The sequence below is a fragment of the Falsiroseomonas frigidaquae genome, assembly GCF_012163145.1.
Taxonomy (GTDB): Bacteria; Pseudomonadota; Alphaproteobacteria; order Acetobacterales; family Acetobacteraceae; genus Falsiroseomonas; species Falsiroseomonas frigidaquae.
In genome coordinates this window covers 468527-485655 of sequence record NZ_JAAVTX010000007.1, presented here as the reverse complement: position 1 = coordinate 485655, position 17129 = coordinate 468527, and the positions used below count along the sequence as shown (strand labels likewise).

14 protein-coding genes are annotated in these 17129 nt (G+C 70.7%); 6 read left to right on the top strand and 8 right to left on the bottom strand.

Annotation, left to right across the window (positions count from 1 at the left end; translation table 11 throughout):
• Together HB662_RS24925 and HB662_RS24920 are read left to right on the top strand one after the other, a co-directional pair.
• Positions 1-291 (top strand): M10 family metallopeptidase C-terminal domain-containing protein (locus HB662_RS24925; protein WP_209443462.1); only part of this gene is annotated, 291 nt, incomplete at its 5' end.
• Positions 292-607: 316 nt separating this feature from the next.
• Positions 608-1948 carry an NAD(P)/FAD-dependent oxidoreductase gene (locus tag HB662_RS24920; RefSeq protein WP_168053958.1) on the top strand — a complete coding sequence of 447 codons (1341 nt, stop codon included), beginning with the start codon at positions 608-610 and terminating at the stop codon, positions 1946-1948.
• 66 nt (positions 1949-2014) lie between these two features.
• Here HB662_RS24920 and ggt read toward each other — a convergent pair whose 3' ends face one another.
• The 5 genes from ggt to HB662_RS24895 form a co-directional block, all read right to left on the bottom strand.
• Positions 2015-3622: a gamma-glutamyltransferase gene (ggt, locus tag HB662_RS24915; RefSeq protein WP_168053956.1), complete on the bottom strand. Its 1608-nt coding sequence runs from the start codon at positions 3620-3622 to the stop codon at positions 2015-2017.
• Between the two features lie 121 nt (positions 3623-3743).
• Entirely contained in the window at positions 3744-4739 is a 996-nt protein-coding gene (locus tag HB662_RS24910; RefSeq protein WP_245185875.1) for a Bug family tripartite tricarboxylate transporter substrate binding protein, read from the bottom strand.
• 2 nt (positions 4740-4741) lie between these two features.
• Positions 4742-5278, bottom strand: a complete 537-nt coding sequence (locus HB662_RS24905) for a GAF domain-containing protein (protein WP_245185874.1) — start codon at positions 5276-5278, stop codon at positions 4742-4744.
• Positions 5279-5280: 2 nt separating this feature from the next.
• The gene (locus HB662_RS24900; protein ID WP_168053952.1) at positions 5281-6876 is read right to left on the bottom strand and encodes an ABC transporter substrate-binding protein; all 1596 of its coding nucleotides are present in this window, start codon (positions 6874-6876) and stop codon (positions 5281-5283) included.
• Between the two features lie 20 nt (positions 6877-6896).
• The gene (locus HB662_RS24895) at positions 6897-8732 is read right to left on the bottom strand and encodes a CocE/NonD family hydrolase (RefSeq protein ID WP_168053950.1); all 1836 of its coding nucleotides are present in this window, start codon (positions 8730-8732) and stop codon (positions 6897-6899) included.
• 145 nt (positions 8733-8877) lie between these two features.
• Here HB662_RS24895 and HB662_RS24890 point away from each other — a divergent pair, with 145 nt between their 5' ends.
• Positions 8878-9813, top strand: a complete 936-nt coding sequence (locus HB662_RS24890) for a LysR family transcriptional regulator (protein WP_168053948.1) — start codon at positions 8878-8880, stop codon at positions 9811-9813.
• Between the two features lie 75 nt (positions 9814-9888).
• Positions 9889-10488: a glutathione S-transferase N-terminal domain-containing protein gene (locus tag HB662_RS24885; RefSeq protein WP_168053946.1), complete on the top strand. Its 600-nt coding sequence runs from the start codon at positions 9889-9891 to the stop codon at positions 10486-10488.
• Between the two features lie 3 nt (positions 10489-10491).
• Here the strand turns inward: HB662_RS24885 and HB662_RS24880 are convergent, their stop codons facing one another.
• The 3 genes from HB662_RS24880 to HB662_RS24870 form a co-directional block, all read right to left on the bottom strand.
• Positions 10492-11706 (bottom strand): PQQ-dependent sugar dehydrogenase, encoded by a 1215-nt coding sequence (locus HB662_RS24880; protein ID WP_245185873.1) that lies wholly within the window; start codon positions 11704-11706, stop codon positions 10492-10494.
• On the bottom strand, positions 11703-12251 hold the full coding sequence (locus tag HB662_RS24875) for a superoxide dismutase family protein (RefSeq protein ID WP_168053944.1): 549 nt from the start codon (positions 12249-12251) through the stop codon (positions 11703-11705). The genes HB662_RS24880 and HB662_RS24875 overlap by 4 nt, the downstream gene beginning before the upstream one ends.
• A gap of 143 nt (positions 12252-12394) precedes the next feature.
• Positions 12395-14149 (bottom strand): hypothetical protein, encoded by a 1755-nt coding sequence (locus HB662_RS24870; protein ID WP_168053942.1) that lies wholly within the window; start codon positions 14147-14149, stop codon positions 12395-12397.
• 238 nt (positions 14150-14387) lie between these two features.
• Here HB662_RS24870 and HB662_RS24865 point away from each other — a divergent pair, with 238 nt between their 5' ends.
• Both HB662_RS24865 and HB662_RS24860 read left to right on the top strand, forming a co-directional pair.
• Positions 14388-16427 (top strand): ATP-binding protein, encoded by a 2040-nt coding sequence (locus tag HB662_RS24865; protein ID WP_168053940.1) that lies wholly within the window; start codon positions 14388-14390, stop codon positions 16425-16427.
• Positions 16414-17127 (top strand): response regulator, encoded by a 714-nt coding sequence (locus HB662_RS24860; protein ID WP_168053938.1) that lies wholly within the window; start codon positions 16414-16416, stop codon positions 17125-17127. The genes HB662_RS24865 and HB662_RS24860 overlap by 14 nt, the downstream gene beginning before the upstream one ends.
• The last annotated feature ends 2 nt before the right edge of the window (positions 17128-17129 follow it).

Sequence of the window (17129 nt, the reverse complement as noted above, 5' to 3'; positions counted from 1 at the left end):
AGCGACAGCCGGGCGACGCCGACGGGGCGCGACGTGATCACGGATTGGAGCACGGGTGACCTGATCGACCTGTCCGGCTTCGATGCGAACACGCTGCTGGGTGGGGATCAGTCCTTCGTCTACCAGGGCGCCACGGCGAACTACATGGACGCGGCGGCGGGCGAACTGTGGAGCTACGTGCTCGGCGGCAACACCTACGTCATCGCCGGTGTGGATGCGGGCAACACCCGCGACTTCCAGATCGAGATCACCGGGGCGCACAACCTGCAGGCCAGCGACTTCATCCTGTAGGCTGCCGCAGCACGGCAGCGGCGGCCCGTTCCGAACATCATCACGGAACGGGCCGCCTTCTGCAGGGCAGAGAGAAAGGCGGCCAACAATCCGGCCGCCTTCGCAGGGTCCAGGCTCCGAATCCTAGTGGGCCTATCCGAGGTTTCGACGCCATTCCCCAGCGCGGCTCCTCGGGGTCGAATCAAGAGGCTGGCGCGGCTGGACAGAAGCGGCCGATCCGGGAGATGACTTCGGTCATGCAGGACCTTGTCATCCGGCGACACGCCGCCCCGAAAGCGCAGCCTTGCGCCACACCCCATCGTGGGCGCGCCGCCTGATGGTCGGCACCCGGCTCCTGGACAAGGTGGGAAGCGACACGACGCTGCCGGAGGCAGTGGACGTCGTCGTCATCGGCGCCGGCATGATCGGCGTCGCGGCGGCCTATGCCGCGGCGAAGGCCGGCCATTCGGTGGCGCTGCTGGAGAAGGGCGTGGTGGCGGGGGAGCAATCCAGCCGCAACTGGGGCTGGTGCCGCGTGCTGAACCGGGATGAGCGCGAGATCCCGCTGATGCAGCACAGCATGGAATTGTGGGACCGGCTGCCGGCCGAGATCGGCGCTGACATGGGCTTCCGGCGCTCCGGCCTCACCTATGTCACCAAGGACCCGGCGCAGCTCGCGGGCTGGCAGGCCTGGCTGGAGATGGCGCAGCCCTACCAGGTGCAGGCACGCATCATCGATGCGGCGGAGGCGAAGCAGCGCACGCCGGGCAATGAACAGGATTGGGCGGGCGGCGTCGTCTCCCCGCGCGATGGCCGCGCCGAACCCGCCATGGCGGCGCCCGCCTTGGCGCGTGCGGCGCGGGCGCTCGGCGCTTCGCTGCACCAGAACTGCGCGGTGCGCGGGCTGGATACGCAGGGCGGGCGCATCGCCGGCGTGTTCACCGAGAAGGGCCGCATCCGCTGCCAATCCGTGGTGCTGGCGGGCGGCGCCTGGGCATCGATGTTCCTGCGGCGGCACGGCATCGACATGCCGCAATCCTCCGTCCATTCCACGGTCTTCGCCACCACCCCGGCGAAGCAGGTCAGTACCGGGCCGCTGCTGACGCCGGAATTCATCCTGACGCCGCTGCTGGATGGCGGCTACCTGGTGGCCGCCAAGGCGCGCGGGCGGCTGGAGCTGACGCCCGCCGGCCTGCGCTATGCCCGCCACTTCCTGCCCAGCCTGCGCGCCAATTGGAAGCTGGTGGAGCTGCGCTTCGGCCGGTCCTTCTTCGAGGGGCCGGATGCCTGGCACGGCCGCTGGTCCTTCGATGCGCCCACGGTGTTCGAGCGGATGCGCGTGCTGGACCCCGAGCCCAAGATGTCGATCATCGAGCCTTCGCTGCGCGAGATCGTCGCCGCCTACCCGGAACTCGCCGGCATCCAGGCAGCGCGGATCTGGGCCGGCTGGATCGACAGCACGCCGGATGCGGTGCCGGTGATCAGCCAGGTGGCGGCGCTGCCGGGGCTGGTGGTGGCGGCGGGCTTCAGCGGCCATGGCTTCGGCATCGGGCCGGGCGCCGGCCGGCTGGCTGCCGACCTGGCCACCGGGGCGCCCTGTGTCGTGGACCCCGCGCCCTTCAGCCTGGACCGCTTCGCGCCCGGGGCACCGCGGTCCCTGCCGCGCGCCGGGATCTGAAGTCGGGCCTTATATTTCGGCGCATTTTCCGAGTCGGCAGGCGTTTCCGCCTGCCTTGAAAATGCTTCAGGCCTGCAGCGCCACCCCATCCCGCTGCGGATCGGCGCCGCCGAAGCAGGCGCCGTCCTTGATCAGCACGCCATGCGCCGCGCCGAAGGCGTAGCTCTGGTAGGATCGCGCGACCGGGTAGCCCATCTCGCGTAGCGCATCGGTCACGCGGTGTGGGATGCGGTTGGCGACATCGATGGTGTCGCTCAGCGCCACGATGCGCGGCGCGGCCACGGCATCCGACATGCTCATGCCGAAATCCAGCACATTGCTGATGGCCTGCGCCAGCGCCGGCACGATGTAGGTGCCGCCGGGCGCGCCCAGCACCATGGCGATGGCCTCGCCGCGGAATAGGATGCTCGGCGCCATGGCGCTGGCGCGGCTCTTGCCCGGCGCGATGGAGCCGGCGCGGCCGGGGCGCGGGTCGAAGCCGCTCATGCAGCCATTGTACATGAAGCCCAGCCCCGGCGTGATGGCGCCAGAGGGGATGCCGAGCGTGTGGGTCAGGCTGACGGCATTGCCCTGCCCATCCACCACGCAGACCACGGTGGTATCCGGCGGGTCCTGCGGTTCCTCCGCCCGCGCCACGCTGGCCTTCTCCCCGGCGCGGATGCGCGCGGCCAGCGCCGCGGCATGCCCGGCCGAGAGCAGGCGGTCCAGCGGCACATCGACGAAATCCGGGTCGCCCATATGGGCGTCCTTGTCGATCGTCATCCACTTCATGGCTTCCGCCAGGATGCGCAGATGCTCGGGGCTGTTGTGCTCCAGCGCGCCGATGTCGAAGCAGCCCAGGATGTGCAGCAGCTCGATCAGCGACCCGCCACCGGCCGGCGGCGGGTTGGAGGCGATGCGCAGCCCGCGATACATTCCCCAGCTCGGCGCCTTCTCCCGCACCCGGTAGACGGCCAGGTCCTCCAGCGTCACGCCGCCGCCCTGGGCTGCCATGTCGGCCGCCATCTCGCGCGCCATGTCGCCGCGGTAGAACACCTCCGCGCCGCCCTCGGCGATCCGCTCCAGGCTGCGCGCCATGTCGGGGTTGTGCAGCACGTCGCCGGGGCGCTTCAGCGTGCCATCGGCGCGGAAATAGACCTGCCGCCCGGTCTCGCTGAAGCGCAGCTTGTCGGCGGTATTCACCTGGCCGTCACCGCCATGGTCGAGGGCCCAGTAGTAATGCATGTAGGGCCGCACCATCACGCCGCGATGTGCCTGGCCGATCGCCGGCTGCATCACGTCGCGCAGCTTCATGGTGCCGAAGCGGGACAGCGCCTCGGTATAGCCCGCGACATTGCCCGGCGTGCCGACGGCGCCGTAGCCCATGTCGTTGCTCTGGTCGCGCAGCAGATAGACGAAGCCGTCGCGCGACTGGCCGATGAACCTGTCCGCCCACATGTCGGGCGTGGCGGAGAGCGGCGCGCGGCCGAAGAATTCCAGCACCGTGTGCACGCCGCTGGCCGGCATGCAGATCTGCATCGCGCCGAAGCCGCCGATGCCGCACATCTGCGGATCGACCACGCCCTGGCTGAAGGCGCAGGCGATGGCGGCATCCACCGCATTGCCGCCCTGGCGAAGGATCTCCACCCCCGCCTCCGCCGCCTCCGGCTGTGCCGCGACCACCATGCCCCGCATCGCTTCATCCCTTCTCATCAGAATTGGCGGTCAGCATGGCTGACCGAGGCGCCGAACGGCGCCCGCCGCCCCAGCGGCGAGCCAAGCGGCCGGAGGCCGCGCCCGGCGCCTGAGGGCAGGTTCAGTCCGGCGTGATGCCGGAGGCGCGGATCACCGGCGCCCACGCCGCCACCTCACGCCGCACGAAATCCTGCGCGTCCTCCAGGTAGTAGCGCCCCGGGCTGGTCGAGGTCTCGGCGAAGCGCCGCTGGACATTGGCGCTGGCCTGCGCGCCGCGCACCGCCTCGGCCAGTTTCTCCAGGATCGGCCGCGGCGTGCCGGCGGGGGCGGCGAGGCCGGCCCAGCCATCGGCCACCACCTGCGGATAGCCCAGCTCGCGGAAGGTCGGCACATCCGGGAAATCCGGGGAGCGTTCCGGCGCCGTGGTCGCCAGCGGCCGCAGCGCGCCGGATTTGATGTGGGCGCTGGTCGCGGTCAGGCTGTCCAGCACGCTCGGCACCACGCCGGCCATCAGGTCCGTGATCGCCTGGGTCGAGCCGCGATAGGGCACATGCTCCAGCGGCGCCCCGGTGGCCGCGGCCAGGCGCATGCCGAGCAGGTGCGCGACGCCGCCGGCGCCGGAGGTGCCGTAGTACATCGGCCGCGCCTTGGCAGCGGCGACATAGCCGGCCACGTCGCGGATCGGCTGGTTCGGCGCGACGCAGAGCAGGTAGGGCGTGCCCATCATGATGGCGATGTGCTCGAAGGACTTGTCCGCATCGTACTGGATGCGGTCGCGATACAGCGTCTGCCCGATGGCCAGGCCGCTGATGGTGGTGATCAGCAGCGTGTAGCCATCCGCCGGCATGCGCGCGACATAGCCGGTGCCGAGGGTGGAGCCGGCGCCGGCGCGGTTCTCCATCACGATGGTCTGGCCGAGGGTCGCCTGCATTTCCTGCGCGATGACGCGGGCGGCGATGTCCGTGGCGCCGCCGGCGCCGAAGGGTACCACCATGCGAATCGGCTGCGCCTGCGGCCAGGGCTGGCCCTGCGCGGCGGCGCGGCGGGGCAGCAGGGACGTGGCGGCCAGGGCGGTGGCGGCGCCGAGGAGGGTTCGGCGGGTGAATCCGGCAGGCATGGTCATGCTCCAGTGGCTGAGGGGGGCGTCGCTGTCGGGATCGTGCCGCTTCCGGCCAGCATCAGGAAGGCCGGCAGCGCGTATTGGGCGAAGCTGCGGACCAGCAGCAGGTCGTCCTCCGTGTACCATCCCTCGCGGTGCATCAGGTTGACCTGGCCGATGGTGCGGCCCTGCCAGCGCACGGGCGTATTCATGGCGCTGCCGCAGCCGAGCGCGCTGGCCCCGGCATGGTCCGGGTAGCTGGCACGCAGCTCATCCTGCGTGCGGATCAGGATGGGGCGGCCATGCTGCATCAGTTCCTGCATCCGCGGCGCGGCGGAGGCCCGCTTGCGGCCGCCGACCGGATAGGCGTCGGGCAGGTTGGACCAGACCCGCTCCGCCTCCCCACCCGCATGATGCACCTGCATCGTGCACAGGATGTGCCCGACGGCGCCGGCCAGCGCCGCCTCCAGCGCGGCCAGCGTCGCGCCGGGCTGCGCCGGCTCGGCCTGGGCCAGGGCCAGGCGGGCCAGGTGGGGCAGGGGGTCGGGGCGGGCCATGCTCAGCCCGCCATCCGCGCATCGACAGCCAGCGTCCGCTCATCCGAGCGCGGCAGGAAGGCGATGCCCTTTCGCACCGCCCACAGATTCTGCAGCATCAGCATGGGGATGATCGGCGTGTCGGCCATCGCCAGCTCCGTCACCTCGATCAGCAGCTTCTCCCGCGCCGCCTCATCCACCGTGGAGACGGCGCGGGCGGCGAGGGCATCGAGCGCCGGGTTGCTGTAGCGGCCGTAATTGTACAGACCGATGCTGCGCGGGCGGTCATGCGTGGCGAAGCACTGGGTCAGCATATAGCCGCCCTCGAAGGTCGCGCTGCCCCAGCCCCACAGGCCCATGGAGAATTCCTGCCGGCCGCCGCGCGCCGCGTAGCTCGCCCAGGGCAGGGCCTCCACCGTGGTCTGCACGCCGATCCGCGCCCACATCTGCGCCACCGCCTGCGCCAGCCGCGCATCGTTCGGGTAGCGGTCGTTCGGCGTGTGCAGGGTCAGGCGGAAGCCGTTGGGCAGGCCGGCCTCGGCCAGCAGAGCGCGGGCGCGGGCCGCATCCTCTTCGGGCGGCTTCACGCTGGGGGCGTAGGAATAGGCGCCCGGCGGCATCCACTGGCCCGTCGGGGTGGCGGTGCCGAGCATGATCCGCTCGGCCAGCGCATCCCGCCGCAGCGCCAGCGACAGCGCCTGGCGCACCCGCAGGTCGCGGAAGGGGTTGCGCGGCAGCGGGGTGCCGTTGGCATCGGTGACGAAGGGGCTCTCCCCCTCCCGCGACAGGTCGGGCACCAGGTAGATCAGCCGGATGCCGGGGATCGCCTCCACCTTGAACCGGTCATCCGAGCGCAGCCGCGGCAGGTCGCTGACGGAGGGTGTGTCGATCAGGTCCACATCGCCGGACAGCAGCGCCGCGGTGCGCGCGGCGGGGTTGCTCAGCAGGCGGAGGGAGACCGTCTCCCATGCCGGCTTCGGGCCCCACCAGGCGTCGTTCCGGGTCATCTCCACCCGGTTGCCCGGGGTGTAGGATGCGTAGCGATAGGGGCCGGTGCCCACCGCCGCCTTGCCGGAATTGTAGTCCGCCGTGGTCGCGCCTTCGCCCACGCGGCGGGAGACGATGCCGACATAGGTGAGGTTCGGGCCGAGATCGGGCGCCGGCACGGGGGTGTGCAGGCGGATGGTCAGCGGGTCCATCACCTCCACCCGCTGCACCGCGCGCAGGAAGCCGCCGAAGCCGCCGGGGCTGTTCGGCACGTCGCGGGCGCGTTCGAAGGTGAAGACCACGTCGTCCGCGGTGAAGTCGCCGCCATCGTGGAATTTGACGCCGGGGCGCAGCTTGAATTCCCACAGCGTGTCGGTCAGCGGCTTCCATTCGGTCGCCAGGCCAGGGATCAGCCGGCCATCCGGCGCGCGGTTGATCAGCCGCTCATAGATGTGCATCGCGACGGTGTGGTTGGGCACCGCGTGGTAGAAATGCGGGTCCATGGTGGTGAAGGCTCCGCCGAGGCCGATCTGCAGGCTGGTGCCGGCCGCACCCGCCGGGCGCGGCGCCAGGGCGCCCCAGCCGGTGGTGACGAGGGCGCCGGCGGCGGCGAGAAGATCGCGACGATGCATCAGCATCTCCTTTTGACGGATCATGGGCAGGGTCGCAGCGGCAATTCCAGGGCGGAGGCCCTGTCGCCGCCGCGCAGCAGGGTCAGGCGCGGCGGCCTGCCATGCGGCACCTGGGCCGCGTGGTCGGCATCCGCCCCCGACAGGGACAGGCGGATGCGGCTGCCCTGGCGGAACACCCAGGCGGTGGGCAGCAGCGGAATGCGGAGCCGCGCGGCCTGCCCCGGCACCAGCGGCGCCGCATCCGCGCGCCGGAAACTGCGGAACGGCCAGCTGGTGCGGTAGGTCTCCGGCGCCGGGCTTTCCTGGCGGTGCAGCGCGCGCAGCAGGCCCTCGGTGACGTAGCGGATGCTGCCATCCGCCTCGACCTCCGAGAGATAGGCGAAGAGCGCCGCATCCGGCTCGCTCGACTCCAGCCACAGATCGGCCAGGCCATGCCCCGCCAGCTCCATGTCCTGCGCCAGCGGCGCGGAGGTCCAGCCGATCAGCCCCGCCTGACGCTGGCCCCAATCGGCGTAGTAGGTGGTGCTGTTGATGCCGGCGATGCGCTCATACCGCGTGCCGTCGCCGCTGCCCCAGGCGAAATCCGCCCGCGTCGCATCCTGGCCCGTTTCACCCGGCGCATCCGCCAGCGCGCTGCCGGCGGCCAGGTAGAGGCGCTGCGTCGCCTCGACCGGCGGCCAGGATTCCGCCGCGCGCCAGGCCTCGGCATGCAGGCTGAAGAAATGCACCGGCGCTTCCTGGTCGAGCCCGGTGTCGCGACGCAGCAGGTAGTGGTCGAAGAAGCGCAGAACGGCGCCGAGCAGGTCGAAATCCGGCGTCTGGTCGCGCCGCCAGGGGGAGATGTTGCACCGCGCCCCATGGTCCCAGGGCCCCAGGACCAGGTGCACCGGATTGTCGCGCAAAGTCAGGAAGCGGCTGATCGCGCCATTGGCGTAGCCGGCACCATCCATCCAGCCGGACACCGCCAGCACCGCCACATCCGGCCGGATGCCCGCGCCCACGGAATAGGGGCTGAAGGAGGCCGAGCTGAAGCCCGGATCATAGGGCAGCGGGTCCTCGCGGAAGCGGAACTCGGCCATGAAATCGGGCTGGCGGAAATTGCCGGCATGCTCGCGCAGCGCCTCGGCCAGCAGGCTGCCATCCGCATCCTCATCCACCGGATGCGGCCCGGCGAGGTCCGGGTTGGCGTAGTAGACGTAGTTGCGCAGCAGGTCGCGCCGGTCGTGGTCCATGGCGACCATCAGGTCGTCATAGCTCTTCGCCAGCTGCTTCAGCGCGATGCCGCCGGGGAAGTAGTTGTCCGCATAGGTGTCCCACACGGCGAAAAGCGGCGCGATCGCCTTCACCGCCGGGTGGCCGGTGCTGGCCAGGAAGTCGGACGCCGCGCCGGGGTAGGAGATGCCGGTGGCGCCGACCTGCCCATCCGACCAGGGCTGCGCCACCACCCAATCCGTGATCTCCCGCGAATCCTCGCGCTCCCGCGGCGACCGAAAACTGTCGCGCGTGCCGAAGGAGGCGCCGGTGCCGCGCACATCCACCACCACCACGGCATAGCCGCGCGGCACCAGGTGCCGCACGAACTTGCCGGCATTGGGGATGGCATCGCCCTGGCCGCCCTCCACCAGGCGGAAGCGGCGGTAGTAGGGCGTCAGGATCAGGATGGCCGGCACCAGGCCGGTCGCACCCTGGTTAGCCTCTTGGGGCAGCCAGACATCCACCGCGATGCGGCAGCCATCGCGCATGGTCAGATAGCGGGATTCCGGCACCTCCGGCAGCGCGAAGTCCACGGCGCGCGTGGCGGCGTAGTCGGAGGGGGCGAGGCGCCAGGCGGCGCCGGATTGGTCGCGATCGGACATGGGCACAGCCTTGCTGGAGCCGGGAGATCGGCCATGTCGCCGACCCTGTCATTGGCCCGTCATCCATGCGCGCCGCTGCCGGACTGCGTCAAATGCGTTATGGGTGGCTTCATGTGCGGATTCCGCATGATGTGGAGGAGGCAGCATGCACAACCTGCGGTCGCTGGATGCGCTGCGCGCCTTTGTCGAGACCGGCTCCGTCTCCCAGGCCGCGCTGCGGCTGGGGCGGACCCAGCCGCAGGTCGGGCGGCTATTGGCGGCGCTCGAGGCGGATCTCGGCTTCCGGCTGTTCAACCGCCACAACCGCCGGCTGAGCCTGACGGCCGAGGGCCTGCGCTTCTACCAGCAGGCGGAACGGGTGCTGGCCGGGCATGACGGGCTGCAGCGCCTGGCCACCGGCATACGTGAGGGCAGCAGCGACAGCCATCTGCGCGTGCTGACGGCACCGCAGGTCGCCAGCGTGGTACTGGCGCCGGCCTTGCGGGCGATGGCGGCGGAGCTGCCGGACTTCACCGCGCTGGTCGATACCCGCATCCGCCTGGATGCCGAGACGGTGGTGGAGCAGGAGCATTTCGACCTTGGCGTCACGGTGCTGCCGCTGGCCCATCCACGGCTGAAGGTGGAGCCGGTGTGTGAGCTGGAGGCGGTGGTGGTGATGCGGCGCGACAACCCGATGGCGCGGCTGCCGCAGGTCGGCCTGGCGGAGCTTCTGGCGCATGATCTGGTGGTGACCCACCCGCGGTCGCTGCTGCGGCAGGGGCTGGAGCGGCATTGCCGCGAGGCCGGGCTGACCCTGCGGCACCGGTTCGAGGCGTCGAACGGCGTGGTGGTGTGCCAGATGGTGGCGCAGGGGCTGGGGGTGGCGCTGGCGGACCCCTTCGTCGCGCTGTCCACGCCGGCGCCGCAGCTGGTCATGCGCCCCTTCGCCTGCGCCATCCCGATTCCCTATGGCCTGTTCTTCCCGGCCTGGCAGCCGCGCCCCGGTTTCGTCGACCGCTTCGCCACGCTGGTGGCCGAGACCGCGCGCGGCGAAGCGGCGGCATTGCGGCGCAGCCTGCGCCGGCGACCCGCCCGCGCGTGAGGCGCCCCGGCACCTGATATTGCGAGGATACGCCGCGCGGCCGAGACTGCGCCGCCACAGGAGGAACCGCAGTTCATGAAGCTCACCGTCTCGCCCAACAGCCCCTACGTCCGCAAGGCGATGGCCTGCGCCATCCAGCGCGGCATCGAGGACCGCATCACGCCCTGGGCGGAGGCCGGCAAGGACCCGGCGCTGCTGGACCACAACCCGCTGTCGAAGATCCCGACGCTGGTCACGGATGACGGCATGTCGCTGTATGACAGTCCGGTGGTGTGCGAATACCTCGACAGCATCGGCGATGCGCCGAAGCTGTTCCCGGCCGCCGGCCCGGCGCGCTGGAACGCGCTGCGCCAGCAGGCGCTCGGCGACGGCATCATGGATGCCACGCAGCCGCGCCGGCGGGAGATCGCGCTGCCGCTGGATGAGGGCCGCCGCGCCTATATCGAGATCCAGCAGGGCAAGGTGACCCGCGCCATCGACAAGCTCGAATCGGAGGCGGAAACCCTCGGCGCGCTGACCACGATCGGCGAGATCACCATCGCCTGCGCGCTCGGCTACCTGGATTTCCGCTACCCCAACGAGCCCTGGCGCCCGGGCCATCCGAAGCTGGAGGCCTGGTACGCCAAGGTTTCCGCCATGCCCGCCATGGCGCGCACGGCCCCGCCGGCCGGCTGAGCCTCAGCGGCCGCTGCCGCCACCCGCGGCGGGGCGCGCCGGCGCGTTGCCGCCGGTGGCGGCCTCGCCCGGCGTCAGGCGCAGGATCCGCCCCTCCTCGGCATGGGTCAGTGCATAGACGGCGCCTTCCGGCCCCTGTTCCACGTCGCGGATCTGCTGGCCCAGCTCGATCCGGTGCTCGCCGCGCACCTCGTTGCCGTCCAGCTCCAGCCGCACGATGCCGGGCGCCGTCAGCGCGCCGATCAGCATATTGCCGCGCCAGGCCGAGAAGGCCTCGCCGGTGTAGAACACGAGGCCGGAAGGCGAGATCACCGGCGTCCAGCGATGCGCCGACCCGGCCAGGTCCGGCCGTGTCGGCGGGTCGGGAATCGGCTCTCCGTCATAGTGGCTGCCCCAGCTCACCAGGGGCCAGCCGTAGTTGCGGCCGGCCTCCGGGCGGTTCAGCTCGTCGCCGCCGCGCGGGCCCATCTCCACCACCCATAGCGCACCGCTCTGCGGATGCACGGCGGCGGCCTCGATGTTGCGGTGGCCATAGGACCAGATCTCCGGCTTCGCGTCCTGCCGGCCGGTGAAGGGGTTGTCCTGCGGCACGGAGCCATCACGCTCGATGCGGATGACCTTGCCGAGATGCGAGGACAGATCCTGCGCCGGCTGGAACTGGAAGCGTTCCCCGGTGGTGATGAACAACCTGCCATCCCGCGCGAAGGCGAGGCGGGAGCCGAAATGCATCTTGCCCTCGATCCGCGGCATCTGGCGGAAGATGACCTCCACCTGCTCCAACGCCGTCGCATCCGCATTCAGCCGCCCGCGTGCCACGGCGGTGGAGGCGGTGCCACCATCGCCGGGTTCCGCGAAGGACAGGTAGATGCTGCGGTTCTCGCCGAAATCGGGATCGAGCGCGACATCGAGCAGCCCGCCCTGGCCCTCGCTGAACACCTCCGGCGTGCCGGTCACTGGGTCCGCGACCTCGCCCTGCCGGGTCACCACGCGCAACCGGCCCGGGCGTTCCGTCACCAGCAGGCGGCCATCCGGCAGGAAGGCCATGCCCCAGGGGCGGACCAGGCCATCGGCCAGGGTTTCGACGCGCACCGGGCCGCCATCCGTCTGCACGGTCCTGGCCTGTTGTGCCGCCTGCTGGGCCGCCGCGGGCAGCGCCAGGGCGAGCGGAAGCGCGGCCGCCGCGAACAGCGCGACCGGGATCTGGGGGCGGGCCATCATGACGGCGCCTTGATGACGCCGCAGGCAAGCCGGCTGCCGGCGCTGTCCATGTCGCGGTAATTGTCGGCGCCCTGGTGGATCATGATGGCGGAGCCGTCATTGTCGAGCAGCGTGTGGGGGCCGCCTCCGGTCGCCTGATCCGGCCTGCTGCCGAGCGACAGGCGTTCGCTGTGGAATTCCGCCATGGCGACGCCCTGCTGCGTCACATGGATGTTCGGCAGGTCGCCCGCATGCGGGCCGCCCTCGCTGTCGAAGCCGTGTCCGGCATTGCCGGGGTTGTAGTGGCCGCCCGCGGATTGGAATCCCGGGGCCTCGCAGACGCCCCGTTCATGCACGTGGAAGCCGTGCGGCCCCGGCGGCAGGTTCCGCAGGTTCGCGACGAAAAGCGTGCCGTGGCGCAGCTGGCGGATCTCGACGGTCCCGATGGCATTGCCGCGCGCATCGGCCATCTGCACGGTGATCGGCCCGGACACCTGGTTCTGCTGGGCGTGCGCGGTACCGGCGACCGCGAGACAGGCGGCCGCGGCGAAGAGCATGGTCTTCATGGCTAGGATGCCTTCCCTGTTGAATGGCGTGGCGGTAATGCGCCGCAGGGGGGCGAGGTTGCCCACCATTCCACGAGGGATACGCAACTGCGCCGCGAACCGCCGCCGGGGCGGGGTTCACGGCGCCGGAAGGGCGCCCGGCTTCAGCGCGCCACGGCGGACAGGCCGAGACGCCGTGCCGCTTCCACCGGCCCGGCGGCCGTCAGCCCCTGCATCGCCTCGAAGCTGACCGGCTGCGGCGGGCGCAGGGTGAATTCCAGTTCCCCAGGCTGGCGGATGAAGCTGGCCAGGGCCTGCCGCACGGACTGGAACGGGTCCGCCGCCGGCGGGGTGGCCTCCGCCGTTCCGCGCTTGGAGACACCCGGCTGCGGCGCCGGTGCCGGGGCGCCCTTCCGCGCCGGGGCAGGCGCCTCGGTGCGGCCAGGGGCCGGGCGGCGGCCGGGGCCCGAAGGCTCCGCGCCCGGGACCGGCATGGCGAGCGCCATCTGCGCATACTGCTCACGCAGCTGCGCCTCCGGCACGCCCTGGCTGCGCGCCTGCTGGGCCAGCACGCGCCCGACCAGCCCCTGGTCGCGCAGCGACAGGGTCAGCCCATGCAGTCGCGCCCGCATCAACTGCGCCATGATCGCATCATCATCCTGCTTCTCGCCCGGCCGGGGCAGCGGCATGCCGGTCAGGCTGGTGCTGAGCGCGACGCTGCCGGCCTGGTCCCAGTTCAGGCCGAAGGGCGCCACATCCAGCACGCCGCCCTCCCGCCGCGCGGAACCGCGCAGCTCCAGCCCGCCCGCGATCTCGCGGTAGCCATGCTGGTCGAGCCATGCGGCGGTGCCGGGCGGCAGAGTCAGGCGCAGCCCCTGCAGGGCCATGCTGGTCTCGGCCAGGCCGCTTGCATCCATCGAGGCCTCGATCGTGGTGCGGCCGAGGGCGAAGACCGGCTGGCCTGCGGCCTCCGCCGTCAGCCCCTCCATCACCACGGTCTGGGGCGTGCCCGCCACCGGGTCCGGTACCTGCACCCCGTCCATCAGCGCCGCCGTGGTGGCGGCCATGTCGATGCCCTGGGAGGCGATGCGCCCGATGCGGACATCGCCCGCGCCCAACGTGCCGAAGGGCGCCGCCACCCGCACGCCTTCCAGCGCCAGGTCGGTCAGCCGCCCCGGCACCCAGTCGCGCAGCGCGAAGCGGCCGACCGCCACATCCACCTGCTTGTCCGGGTCGCGCAGCTCCGCGCCTTCCAGCGTCAGCATCTGGACGGAGAATTGCCGCGGGTCGGGCATCGACCCGTCCAGCGGCGGCAGCACCATGGATTGCACCGCGGCGCGGCCGAGGCGGAAGGCGACGCCATCCTTGGCCGGATCGCGGAAATCCATCCCCTCGACCGTGGCGGCGCCGAGCACGCCGGGCCCATAGCCTTCCAGCGAGGCGCGACCAACGGCCAGGACGCCCGGCTTGCCGGTGCCGCTCAGCGCCTCCAGTTCCATCGAGCCCAGCTCGAAGGTAGCCAGGCTGAAGCTCTGCCCCGCCGCGGGCAGCGCCATGCCGCCGAGCACCAGGCGGGCGACCTCGAAGCGGTCGTCATCCGTGCCGATATTCGTCACCAGCACCACGGACCGCGCCTCCGCCCGGCCGAGCCGGGTTTCCGTCACGTCCTGCAGCAGCAATTCGGTGACGGAGATGCGTTCCCGCGGTGCCGTGATGGTCAGGTCGCCGAGCCGGGCGCGGCCCGTCACCGGATCCACCTGCCGCATCCCGACGGCCAGCCGCGCCTCCGGCCCGAAAGCCAGGCGTAGCCGCTCCAGCGCCGCATCGAGCTGGCGCTCCGCCTCGGCCTGGGCCACGGCGCCGGCGGTTGACAGGCCCAATATGCCGACAAGGGCGAAGCTTGCGAGGCGGAGATGCATGGGGCTTTACCTTGCGAGGAAAGGGGCATTCTAGTCCATGCACCCTAGCGCAGGCATACTGCCTTCGCGTTTCGTCTCGTTTCGGCCCTCTGCGGCTCCAATTCATGACTAGGCGCCACGAGCCGTAACAAGTATGGCTGCCGCCGGCAGATTCTGAGCCATTGTATCCCGCTCGGATACGTCCGCCCAGTTGTCGGGAAGTTAAATGCCTTCAACAAAAATCGCGGGCAGGATTCGGGTGCCCTGGTTGATGGCGCTGGCATTGGCCCTGCCGGGGCTTCTGTTCGGCTTCGTCGCCTGGCACGACCGTGGCGCCGTGCTGCGCCAGGCCGAGCAGCGGGTACATGACGTCACTGCCATCCTGGAGGAGAACGCCCGCAGCGTCCTGCAGAGCCATGAGCTGGTCGGTGCCCTGACCGAGGCCCTGGTGCGGAATCTGGACTGGGACGCGATCGCGACTTCGGGCAAGCTGCATGACGAGCTGCGCGCGATCGCGGACCACTTCCCGCAGGTCCATTCGATCTGGCTGGCGGATGCCGCCGGGCAGATCCGAAGCACGAGCATGCTGTTCCCGGTGGAGCCCTTCTCGATCGCGACGCGGGATTATTTCCGCGCCCTCAGTTCCCGGGATGAGCCGCTCTATATCGGGCAGGTGGTTCTCGGGCGGGTGTCCAACAACGCGAACTTCAACATCGCGCGTCGCCGCAACAGGCCGGATGGCACCTTCGACGGGGTGGTGGTGGTCTCGGCGTGGCCATCCACCCTGAGCAACTTCTGGAGCCAGGTCGTACCGAACATGGCTTCGATGAGCCTGCTGTTCCGCGACGATGGCGCCGTGCTGGCGCGCAGCCTGGAGCCGGACCGGCAATATGCGCCGCTGGACCCGGAGGGCATACTGATGCGGCAGGTCGCAGGCGACGAATCCGGCCTGTTCTGGGGGATTCCGGATGGATCCTCCGAGCCCCACATCATGGCCTTCCACCGCATCGACGGCTTTCCCGTGGTGGTCGCCCATGGCATCAGCGTCAATCAGGCGCTGGCGCCCTGGCGCGAACATCTCGTGGTCTATGGCCTGTTCTTCCTGCTCGCCACCGCCGGCTTCGCGGTGCTCACGGCCATCGCGGTGCGACGAATCCGGGACCGCGTCGTGGCCGAGCGGATGGCGGCGCGCTTCGCCGGGGTGCTGAACGCGGCACCGGACCCCATGATGGTGGTCCGGCAGGACCTCACCATCACCTTCGCCAATAACCAGGCGGGCCGGGTCTTCGGCTATGCCGGCGGCATTCCGCAGGGCACGCGCCTGGATGCGCTGATCACCGGGGAATCCGGCGCCATGGAGCAATTGCAGCGCGGCCGGGACTTCGTCTGGTCGGAGGAAGCGCCGCCTCTCCAGGGCCTGGAACTGACCGGGCGGCGCACCAGTGGCAGCACCTTCCCGGCCGACGTGACCGTCAGCCCGGTGCAGTTGGATGGCGAGGCGCTTCTCATCGCCCAGGTGCGCGACACCACGGAGCGACGGCGCCTGGAAGCCGCATTCGAGAACAGCCGCCTGCAGATGATGGCCTCCGCCCGGCTTTCGGCCCTCGGCACCATGGCCGGCGGCATCGCGCATGAAATCAACAACCCGCTGGCGGTGATCCACGCGAAATCGATGGATCTGGTGGAGGATCTCGAGGAAGACCTGCTGGAGCCGGCGCAGGTGATGGAGACGGCGCGGCAGATCGTTCAGTATACCGAACGCATCGCCGGCATCATCGCCAGCATGCGGCGCATTGCGCGGGATGGCGTGAGCGATCCGCCGGCCGAGGTGCCGGTGGGGGACATCGTCGCCTACGTGATGGATGTGTGCCGCGAACGCTTCCGCGACCGTGGCGTCGGGCTGACCGTGACGCAGCCCGAACCCTCGCCGGTACTGCTGTGCCGCGAGGTGCAGGTTGCCCAGGTGCTGCTCAACCTGCTGCAGAACGCGTTCGATGCGGTGCAGGAACAGCCGGGCGAACGACAGGTGCGGCTTGAAGTCGCCGAGGCCGATGGGATGGTGCGGATCGCCGTCACCGATAACGGTCCCGGCGTGCCGGACGCGCTGCGCAACCGGATCATGGAGCCCTTCTTCACCACCAAGCCGCCGGGGAAGGGAACGGGTCTCGGCCTCAGCCTTTCGCGTGGAATCGCGGATGAGCATGGCGGCAAGCTCGAATATCAGGACGTCGCTGTGGGTTCGCGCTTCGTGCTGACCCTGCCGATGTTCAGCAATGGGAGCGCAAATGCCCGGAAATAACCGGTCGGTCCTGGTGGTCGATGACGAGAACGCGCTGCGCGACATCTTCGTCGCCTGGTTCAGGCGCGCGGGCTACGAAGTGAGCGCGGCGCAGAATGGGGCGGAGGCGCTTTCGATCTGCGGCGACCGGCGCATCGACCTGGTCGTGAGTGACATGCGGATGCCGGTGATGGATGGCATCACCCTGGCCCGCCGGCTGCAGGACGGGCGGAGTCCTGTGCCGAAGATCCTCCTCGTCACCGGTTTCGCGGATCTCTCGGTGATGGAGGCGTATGCGCTTGGCAGCGTGCAGAGCATCCTGTCCAAGCCGACGCGACGCAGCGCCTTGCTGGCGGAGGCGGAGCGCGCACTGCAGGACCGGGCGGCGCGGTGGTGCGGCCCGATGACGGAGCCGCTCCGCAATGGGCTGCGCGCTTCCTATCCCAGCCTGCCACAGGCATTGGGCGAAGGCGGGTTGCGGTTGGGGCAGGGCGGGCTTTCCCTGGAAGCGAGCAGCACGATGCAGACCAACGAGCCGCTGAGACTGGCGCTGGAATTCGCGGACGAGGCGCGCCGCATCGAGGCCCAGGCCATCCTGTGCTGGAGCGATTCGCGGCGGCGGCGCCTTGGCCTGGAAATTCGCGCCGTCGCGCCGGATAGCCGGGACTGGGCGCTGGAGGTCTTCGCCAGCCACGCCCTGCCGGCCCACATCCCGGAATAGCA